The organism is Vreelandella lionensis (assembly GCF_002087295.1).
Lineage (GTDB): Bacteria > Pseudomonadota > Gammaproteobacteria > Pseudomonadales > Halomonadaceae > Vreelandella > Vreelandella lionensis.
In genome coordinates this window covers 25,254-33,985 of record NZ_MWVI01000017.1, presented here as the reverse complement: position 1 = coordinate 33,985, position 8,732 = coordinate 25,254, and the positions used below count along the sequence as shown (strand labels likewise).

General features: G+C 50.7%; 10 protein-coding genes and 1 pseudogene. All 11 read left to right on the top strand.

Annotated elements, in window-relative coordinates; genetic code table 11:
• Nucleotides 1-370 precede the first annotated feature (370 nt).
• The 11 genes and pseudogenes from B4967_RS02290 (at nucleotide 371) to B4967_RS02250 (ending at nucleotide 8,650) form a co-directional block, all read left to right on the top strand.
• A complete protein-coding gene (locus B4967_RS02290) occupies nucleotides 371-1,312 on the top strand; it encodes a DctP family TRAP transporter solute-binding subunit (RefSeq protein WP_243470282.1) in 942 nt (313 codons plus the stop codon).
• A gap of 62 nt (nucleotides 1,313-1,374) precedes the next feature.
• Nucleotides 1,375-1,887 carry a TRAP transporter small permease gene (locus B4967_RS02285; protein ID WP_062362988.1) on the top strand — a complete coding sequence of 171 codons (513 nt, stop codon included), beginning with the start codon at nucleotides 1,375-1,377 and terminating at the stop codon, nucleotides 1,885-1,887.
• Between the two features lie 2 nt (nucleotides 1,888-1,889).
• Nucleotides 1,890-2,303: pseudogene (locus B4967_RS18630) on the top strand (TRAP transporter large permease subunit); the annotation flags it as partial.
• Between the two features lie 91 nt (nucleotides 2,304-2,394).
• Complete coding sequence (locus B4967_RS18625) at nucleotides 2,395-3,045, top strand: TRAP transporter large permease subunit (protein WP_279384632.1); 651 nt, start codon at nucleotides 2,395-2,397, stop codon at nucleotides 3,043-3,045.
• Nucleotides 2,993-3,160, top strand: a complete 168-nt coding sequence (locus B4967_RS20010; RefSeq protein WP_279384631.1) for a TRAP transporter large permease subunit — start codon at nucleotides 2,993-2,995, stop codon at nucleotides 3,158-3,160. The genes B4967_RS18625 and B4967_RS20010 overlap by 53 nt, the downstream gene beginning before the upstream one ends.
• A gap of 23 nt (nucleotides 3,161-3,183) precedes the next feature.
• On the top strand, nucleotides 3,184-3,957 hold the full coding sequence (locus tag B4967_RS02275; RefSeq protein ID WP_083023309.1) for an SDR family oxidoreductase: 774 nt from the start codon (nucleotides 3,184-3,186) through the stop codon (nucleotides 3,955-3,957).
• Nucleotides 3,958-3,976: 19 nt separating this feature from the next.
• The gene (locus B4967_RS02270; protein ID WP_083023307.1) at nucleotides 3,977-4,912 is read left to right on the top strand and encodes a 3-hydroxyacyl-CoA dehydrogenase; all 936 of its coding nucleotides are present in this window, start codon (nucleotides 3,977-3,979) and stop codon (nucleotides 4,910-4,912) included.
• A gap of 29 nt (nucleotides 4,913-4,941) precedes the next feature.
• Complete coding sequence (gene kce / locus B4967_RS02265; RefSeq protein WP_083023305.1) at nucleotides 4,942-5,874, top strand: 3,5-dioxohexanoate:acetyl-CoA acetone transferase; 933 nt, start codon at nucleotides 4,942-4,944, stop codon at nucleotides 5,872-5,874.
• 12 nt (nucleotides 5,875-5,886) lie between these two features.
• Nucleotides 5,887-6,405: a gamma carbonic anhydrase family protein gene (locus tag B4967_RS02260; protein WP_083023303.1), complete on the top strand. Its 519-nt coding sequence runs from the start codon at nucleotides 5,887-5,889 to the stop codon at nucleotides 6,403-6,405.
• A gap of 81 nt (nucleotides 6,406-6,486) precedes the next feature.
• Nucleotides 6,487-7,551, top strand: coding sequence for a LacI family DNA-binding transcriptional regulator (locus B4967_RS02255; RefSeq protein WP_083023301.1), 1,065 nt, complete (start codon nucleotides 6,487-6,489; stop codon nucleotides 7,549-7,551).
• Nucleotides 7,526-8,650: a glycerate kinase gene (locus B4967_RS02250; RefSeq protein ID WP_083023299.1), complete on the top strand. Its 1,125-nt coding sequence runs from the start codon at nucleotides 7,526-7,528 to the stop codon at nucleotides 8,648-8,650. The genes B4967_RS02255 and B4967_RS02250 overlap by 26 nt, the downstream gene beginning before the upstream one ends.
• Nucleotides 8,651-8,732 lie beyond the last annotated feature (82 nt).

Genomic DNA, 8,732 nt, shown 5'->3' with positions numbered 1-8,732 from the left:
TAGCGTTGCACTTGGAACGTGAGACCGCCAAGTGTAGCGCTACTCAATCAGTGGGTGGCTTCGGGATGAAGCCATTTTTCATTATGATATGACTACGTATTCATTTTTAATACTAAAGTATATTTATATTATAATCAATAGGATACATAAGAATCTGCTGTGGTGATTTGTGGTCATGGTTGAATACGTATTCATTCTATTCTAAAACTTCATGTGGGCTTTAGCTTCAGTACAGAATTTCAGTTATGAGGCCCGTATCACGTAGGTAGAGACTACAACGACAAAATACTCAGCTTTATAGCTGGACCATGTTTAGGAGTGCTTCAAGAAACATTTCCTGCCTCTCACATCTTTGGCTGCTGCCATCGCTTTGGCCACTTCAACCCATGCTGCTGCAGGAACAGAGCGTGTTATTAATGTGAGTCTACCGCTCGGCCCTGACTCACAGCAGGGTATTGGGGTTCTTAAATTTGGTGAGGAGCTTGAGCGACTCTCTGAAGGCCGACTAACCATTGAGCCGCACTACGACAACGCATTGGGTGCCGAACGAGAAGTTGTTGAAGGCATGGGCTTTGGCATTATTGATGCTGGTATTGCTTCCACCGGTCCGATGGGGGGGTTCGTCGATGAATTTATGCTCTTTGATTTACCCTACGTCTTCGAGAATCATAAGCATGCTTATGCCTTTCTAGACAGCGAACATGGCGAAGAGCTCGCTCGGCTGGCCGAGGAAGGCATGAACGTGAAGTTCCTAGCGTGGATGGAGAACGGCTTTCGTCACAACACTAACTCGGTACGTCCAATCGAGAAACCCAGCGATCTGGAAGGTATTAACCACCGCACACAGGAAAGTCGTGTCCAGGTTGATACTTGGGAAGCATTGGGTGCTAACGCGACGCCAATGGCCTGGACCGAGGTTTACACTGCCCTCCAGCAAGGTGTTATGGATAGCCAGGAAAATCCTCTGGCTACCATCTATGACGTTAACTTCTATGAAGTTCAGGACTACCTGAATATAACCCAACACGTCTATTCCCCAGCGCCACTGATGATGGGCCTGGATCTGTTCAATTCCTTCAGCGAAGAAGATCAAGCGATTATTATCGAAGCTGCCCAGATTGCTCTGCCGGTACAACGTGAGGCCAGCCAGGAGCTAGAACAACGTTACCTCGGGCAACTCGAAGAATTGGGCATGACCGTGACCCATCCCGACCTAGCCCCGTTCCGCGAAGCGGTCAAACCTGTCCTTGAAGAGTGGGCCCCTACCGTCGGTGCGGAGCTGGTCGACGCTGCCGTCAATTACAAATATTGAGCCCACAACGTCCGCAGGCAGCACGACTTCCTGCGGGCGCTTTTCCGACGCATGAGGCAGCCATGAAGTCTTATCTACTACTGGCCCACAGAGCCATTGATGAGTTTAACCGTTTGATCGGCTGGATATTGGCCGGGTTGTTGTTAGTGATGACGGTACTCATCTTCTGGCAAGTATTTGCCCGTTTTGTTGTGGGCAGTCCGCTGTTCTTCTCAGATGAAATAGCCCGCTTCTCCATGCTCTGGTTGACCTTTCTAGGAGCCGGATATGCCTATCGTAAGGGCACACTAATTTCTGTAGACATCTTATTGGAACACGCCGGAAAAAAACTGGCGCGCCTGCTGCGAATTGCCATCATCCTGTGTTCCGCTCTCTTCGCCTTTATCTTGATTAAACACGGTTACGACCTTATGGATCGGGTTGCCAGCCAGACTGCACCCAGCACTCGAGTTTCTATGATGTGGCCTTACATGGCCATTCCCGCAGGAGGAGTGGTTATCATGATCAACAGCTTGGGGTTGTTGCTGGATGAGGCGCTCAATATTCACAATCAGCCTAAGCAGGAGGTGAACTGACCATGGCACTGCTCTTGTTCCTACTGCTGATTTCGCTATTCATCATCGGCGTACCCATTGCTCTCTCACTCGGACTAGCTTCTGCCATAACTATTTGGCATGGGGATTTATCGCCAATGCTGATCGTCCCTCAGCAGCTCATCGCTTCGGTGAACTCCTTCCCGTTGATGGCGATACCCTTCTTCATCCTCGCGGGTTCCTTGATGCAGAGCGGTGGTATATCTCGGCGCCTAGTCGACTTTTCCAACACCCTAGTCGGCAGTATGACAGGCGGCTTGGCAATGGTGGCCATCGTCACTTCACTGTTCTTTGCGGCCATCTCAGGATCTGGCGCAGCCACAACCGCCGCTATCGGCTCGATTCTGATACCGGCCATGCTGGCCAAGGGCTACCCTGGAGGCTATACCGCAGCCAACCAAGCTGCCTCCGGCGCCCTCGGCGTCATTATCCCGCCCAGCATCCCGTTGATTCTCTTATGGGATTGCTGCAAATGTGTCCGTGGGGGACATGTTCATCGCAGGCATTCTGCCAGGCATCCTAGTGACGCTGACTCTGCTGATCTTTGCCTACTTCTTTGCCAAGGCGAATGGTTTGGCTGGGAGTATCGAAAAGAGTTCTTGGATGGATGTCTTGCGAGCGGGGCGAAAAGCAATCCTGGCAATTCTAATGCCAGTCATCATTTTGGGCGGTATCTACAGTGGCATATTCACGCCGACTGAAGCCGCAGTCATCGCGGTGGCTTACTCTTTCCTGATCGGGTTTGTCATCTATAAAGAAATCAAACCGAGCAGCCTGGTTGATATCCTCAAACAATCGGCTGTTACCAGCGCTATTGTGCTAAGCATCATCGGCGCTGCAGGACTCTATGGGCGTATGCTTCAGCGTCTAAGAGTGCCAGACATGGTGTCCCAATTCGCAATATCGGCTATCGACAGCCCGCTACTGTTTATTATTCTGGCCAATCTTTTGCTGTTGTTTGCAGGAATGTTTATTGAGGCAGCAGCAGCGATCCTGATCTTCGTGCCTATTCTGTTGCCCATTGCGATCAGCTTCGGATTCGATCCTGTTCACTTCGGGATCATAATGGTGGTCAATCTGGCCATGGATGTTCACCCCACCGGTTGGCCTCAACCTCATCGTAGCATCACAGATAGCTAATATTAGTATCGTTCGACTCACCTGGTCCGTACTGCCTTTCGTAGGAATCGTACTTATCAATCTTCTGATTATCAGCCTGCTGCCTTGCCTGTCTCCTTGGCTGCCTTCGCTCTAAACCCTTCCAAAGAGAGAAACCATATGACCATTGTAGAAAGCTTAACGCCACGCCATGGCCTTAGAGTACTGATTACCGCTGGTGCCAATGGTATCGGTTTAGCAATCGCTAAGGCCTTCCTGGAAGCGGGCGCGAAAGTGCACGTCTGTGATATCGACACCCATGCCTTGGCTTCGCTGCCGAAGGGCATCTCACACACTATGGCGGATGTTAGCAAAGAAGAAGACGTCAACCGACTGGTCCAAGATGCCGCCTCTCTGGGTGGGCTTGACGTCGTCGTTAATAACGCTGGCATCGCCGGGCCCACTGCAGGGATTGATGAGATCGATAATGACGCCTGGACCCGTACTATCGACATCAATCTCAATGGTCAGTACCGAGTTGCACACCGAGCGGCACCGTTACTGAAGGAAAGCCAGGGGCTGCTGATTAATCTGGCGTCGGTCGCAGGGCGCCTTGGGTTTGCCTATCGAACGCCCTATGCCGCCAGCAAATGGGCTATCGTCGGACTGACTAAGAGCTTGGCAATCGAGCTTGGCCCAGAAGGAGTGAGAGTCAACGCAATCCTACCTGGCATCGTGCGTGGACCGCGTATCGAAAAGGTCATTGAAGACCGTGCGGCCAAGCGTGGAATTAGCTATGCCGAAATGGAACAGGAAAATCTTTCTAAGATATCCATGCGACGCATGGTTGAACCCTCCGACATTGCGTCTATGGCCCTGTTCTTGTCAGCACCTGGTGGTACCAATATTTCAGGCCAAGCGCTGAGTGTCTGCGCCAACGTTGAGTCTTTGTGACTGATATAGGAGCAGCCTCATGACGGCACGTATAGGAATTATCGGCGCAGGCTTGATTGGCCGGGCTTGGGCAATTGTCTTTGCACGAAGCGGGATGTCTGTATGTCTCTATGATGTTTATGCTAGCGCTCTAGGCCAAGTTCAAAGCGGCATTCGGCAATCTCTTGAAGACTTACTTCAGGCTGGCCTAATTAAAGACATTGAGGCTCCGCTATCTCGCATCCAGACAGAAAACGATCTGGCTCATGCTATGAGGGGGGTTGAGTACGTTCAGGAATGTGGGCCAGAAGACATTGATGCCAAACGACGTATCTATTTAGAACTTGAGTCGGTAGTGGCCATAGATACCGTGTTGGCTAGTTCCACTTCAGGAATCGCCGCGTCTCGGTTCACAAACCATCTGAAGCACCCCGAGCGCTGCTTAGTAGCACACCCTGTCAATCCGCCTTACTTGATTCCACTAGTCGAAGTAGCCCCATCACCTGATACTTCGGAAGCAACGGTGAATCGCACCATGCAACTGATGGAACAGGCTCAGCAAACCCCGATTCTGGTTCGGAAAGAAGTCCAAGGTTTCATTCTCAATCGTTTGCAAGGCGCATTGTTGAACGAAGCGTTACGCCTGTTTCGCGATGGCTATGTTTCCGCTGAGGATCTGGATAAGACAGTCAAACACGGACTTGGCCTGCGTTGGTCGTTTATGGGGCCTTTCGAGACCATCGACCTTAATGCGCCTAATGGAATCGTCGATTACGGCCAGCGATATGGACCACTTTACCGCGATGTCGACCGTCAGCGCAGCGATGATGACCCATGGAATACCGAAACCCTGGCTACATTGGGCCAAGAACGCCGGTCACAGCTACCTTCCGAAGGTCTAGCTGAGCGACAAGCCTGGCGAGACCGACGCCTAATGGCGCTGATGGCCCATCAGCGTCATATCAATACTAAATAACTTTTAATTTTAACTAGGAGAAACTTCTGATGGCTAATAAACGTAAAGTCATAATCACCTGTGCCGTAACCGGTGCCATCCATACGCCCTCCATGTCGCCATACCTACCGGTAACACCTGAAGAGATTGCCGAGGCTGGTATCGCTGCTGCTGAGGCAGGCGCTTCCATACTTCACCTTCATGCCCGCGATCCCGATAACGGTAAGCCCACACAAGATCCAGCTGTCTTTCAGCGGTTTCTACCGCGTATCAAGAAAGCTACTGACGCAGTCATCAACCTTACCACTGGTGGCAGCCCGCACATGACCGTTGAGGAACGTATGCGGCCAGCCATGGAGTTTAAGCCTGAGCTTGCCTCTATGAACATGGGGTCGATGAACTTTGGGCTTTTTCCCATGCTCAACCGATATGAGGATCTCAAGCACGATTGGGTGCGTGCCCATCTTGAGAATAGTCGCGATCTAGTGTTCAAGAACACTTTCGCTGATATCGAAAAGGCCATGACTCTTGGTGCAGAGAACGGCACTCGCTTTGAATGTGAATGCTACGATATTGGCCATCTTTACAATTTACGTAATTTGATGGATCGCGGCATTATTAGTGGAAAAGTCTTCGTGCAGAGTGTGTTCGGCATCCTGGGTGGTATTGGCCCTCACCCCGAGGATGTTATGCATATGCGCCGAACCGCCAACCGCTTATTCGGGGATGGCTACGAGTGGTCAGTGCTGGGTGCCGGAGGCAACCAGATGCGGATTGCTGCTCAGGCGGCAGCCATTGGAGGCCATGTTCGCGTCGGTCTTGAAGACTCGCTATGGCTTTCTCCGGGCAAGTTAGCCGAAAGCAACGCAGCACAAGTAGCCAAAGTACGCGAAATTCTCGAAGGCCTTTCCTTTGAAATAGCAACGCTCGACGAAGCACGCGAGATACTTCAACTTAAAGGTGGCGACCAAGTCGGTTTCTAGGGAGATTACTTAATGCCAATATATCGACTCGAAGGTAACGTTCCCGAGATAGCGCCAGGCGCCATGGTGATGGAAGAAGCTACGCTGATCGGGCGGATTCATCTTGCCCACGAAGTCTCTGTCTGGCCTGGCGCAGTGCTACGAGGGGATAATGAACCTATCATCGTCGGGGAGGGCAGCAATTTACAGGATGGCTGTGTTGTACACACAGATCCTGGCTATCCAGTCCATATTGGCCGCCAAGTGACTGTTGGACATTTAGCCATGTTGCATGGTTGTAACATTGGCGATGGCGTGATGGTGGGCATGAACGCAACGTTACTTAACGGTGCGGAGATTGGTGAGCATTGCATCATCGGTGCAGGGGCTCTAGTTACCTCTGGTAAACGGTTTCCACCACGCTCGTTAATTGTAGGTGTGCCCGCTAAAGTGGTCAGGGAGCTAACTGATGAAGAAGTACATGGCGCACTAGATAACAGCAAAAGTTACGTGAAAAAGATTGACCAATATAGGTCACTTGAAAAGCTGTGAAAGTGAGGATGGTAATTCAATGCCTTTGGTTCTGGTGAATAGGGCTGTCTATGACTGGACGGCCCTTTGAGAGCATAATTTATGAAAAGAAAATCCGTAACCTCCCGCGATGTGGCAAAGTTAGCTGGAGTGTCGCAGTCAGCGGTCAGTCGCAGCTTTTCGCCTGACGCCAAGGTGGCGGAGAAAACGCGTAAGAAGGTCATGGCAGCAGCCCGGGAACTTGGGTATCGCCCCAACTCCATTGCGCGTTCGCTGATCACCAGATCAAGCCGGACTATTGCTGTGGTAACTTATAGCCTCGAAAATCCTTTCTACAGCTTTATGTTAGAAAAGGCATCACGCTATTTTCAGCAACAGGGGTACCATCTTCAGCTTTTTTTCGCTCCATCGGATAACGGTTTCGACACAGTAATCGACGATATTATCAGGAGCCAAGTTGAAGGTGTTTTGATGCTGGCTATTACATTGGATAGCACACAAGCCAAGGAGGTGGCGGATTTTGGCATACCCTGCGTTGTTATCAATCGCACCGTCAACTTTGATGGCATTAGCCAAGTCGGCAGTGACAATCATAGTGGAGGCTATTGGGCAGGCCATTACCTTGCTTCACTGGGCCATCGTCGCATTGCCTATATAGCAGGACTACCAAACTCTTCTACTGACCTTCAACGTAAAGCTGGCTTTCTAGAAGGGCTTGCCAAGGATGGATTAACTTGTCACGCAGTAGAAATCGGTAATTATCGTTATGCAGATGCCTGTCATGCGACGAGGCGCCTCTTTGCTAGTTCACCTTCACCCGATGCACTTTTTTGTGCCAATGACCTGATGGCAATTGCGGCTATTGACACATTGCGACATGAATTCGGCCTTTCAGTACCCGAAGACGTTTCGATTATTGGTTTTGACGATGTGCCAATGGCAGCTTGGCCAAGCCATTCTCTTACTACTCTGAAACAACCAGTGGAATTCATGGCGTCAAAGGCTACTGAGCTGCTTATGGCGCAGATCAATCAAGTTGATACTGCACCAGAAAACATTATGCTCCCGGTAACACCAATGTTGCGCAGCAGTACCCGGCGCTCAATACACCATTCGAAGAAGAGCTTAAAGGAACTGAGTGATGCACATCATCGTAGCGCCAGATAGCTATAAGGATTCACTATCGGCTAGAAAAGCAGTGAGCGCGATCGCAAACGGTATTCGTAAGGCAATACCATCTGCGCAATGGGATGAATGCCCAATGGGCGATGGTGGGGAAGGTACTTTAGATGCCTTAATTATGGCTACAGAAGCGGAGCGACGTTGCGAGACGGTGAGTGACTCATTGGGACGACCTCGACTGGCAGAGTGGGGTTGGCACTTCGTTAGCCGTACAGCATATATAGAATTAGCTGAAGCGTGTGGATTGCAGCATCTGACGCCTATGGAACGTACCGCAATGCATAGTTGCACCTACGGTGTGGGAGAGCTGATACTTACTGCTCTTGATGCGGGTGCTGAGAGAATAATACTCATGTTGGGAGGCAGCGCGACCAACGACGCAGGTGCAGGTATGTTGCGGGCTTTGGGTGTAAGATTTCTTGATGATAAAGGCCGACCTTTACCGCCGGGTGGTGCAGCTCTTAGTCATCTAGATCGAATCGATCTAGATGACTTTGATTCGCGTCTGTCTAAGGTGATCGTTGAAACGGCCGTGGATGTAGATAATTCGCTGGTCGGTGATCGCGGCGCCAGTGTTGTGTTCGGTCCTCAAAAAGGTGCAAGTGAAGAAGATATCGTCATACTGGATGCTGCACTTGCGCATTTCGCTGACAAGGTGGCAGAGACTCTGGGAGAAGACTTCCGTGAATTACCCGGCTCAGGAGCAGCCGGAGGAATAGGCTTCGCGGCACGCACTTTTCTCGGAGCAGAGCTGCGTCCAGGTATTGAGCTAGTGATGACCCAGGTGGGGTTTCGACAACGACTTGAGCGTGCCGATTTGGTCATTACCGGCGAGGGAAGGCTAGACGGTCAGAGCATGGCAGGGAAAACTCCTATTGGTATTGCTCGTTGCGCACGGGAAATGGGTGTGCCAGTGGTTGTTTTGGCGGGTAGCCTCGGCGAAGGGTGGCAGTCAGCTTATAACGAAGGCGTCACCGCTGTATTAGCTTTGGTAGATGGGCCTATGAAGCTAGATGAGGCACTTATACGCTGTTCTGAACTGTTGTCAGATCGAAGTGAAAGTGTATTACGTTTATTCCACTAAGTATCTTCACGTATTTGAGTTCTGTTGTGCTAGTTCAACTATGTAATGAATTGATTCTGTTGCAGTGTAGAATAGATACTTT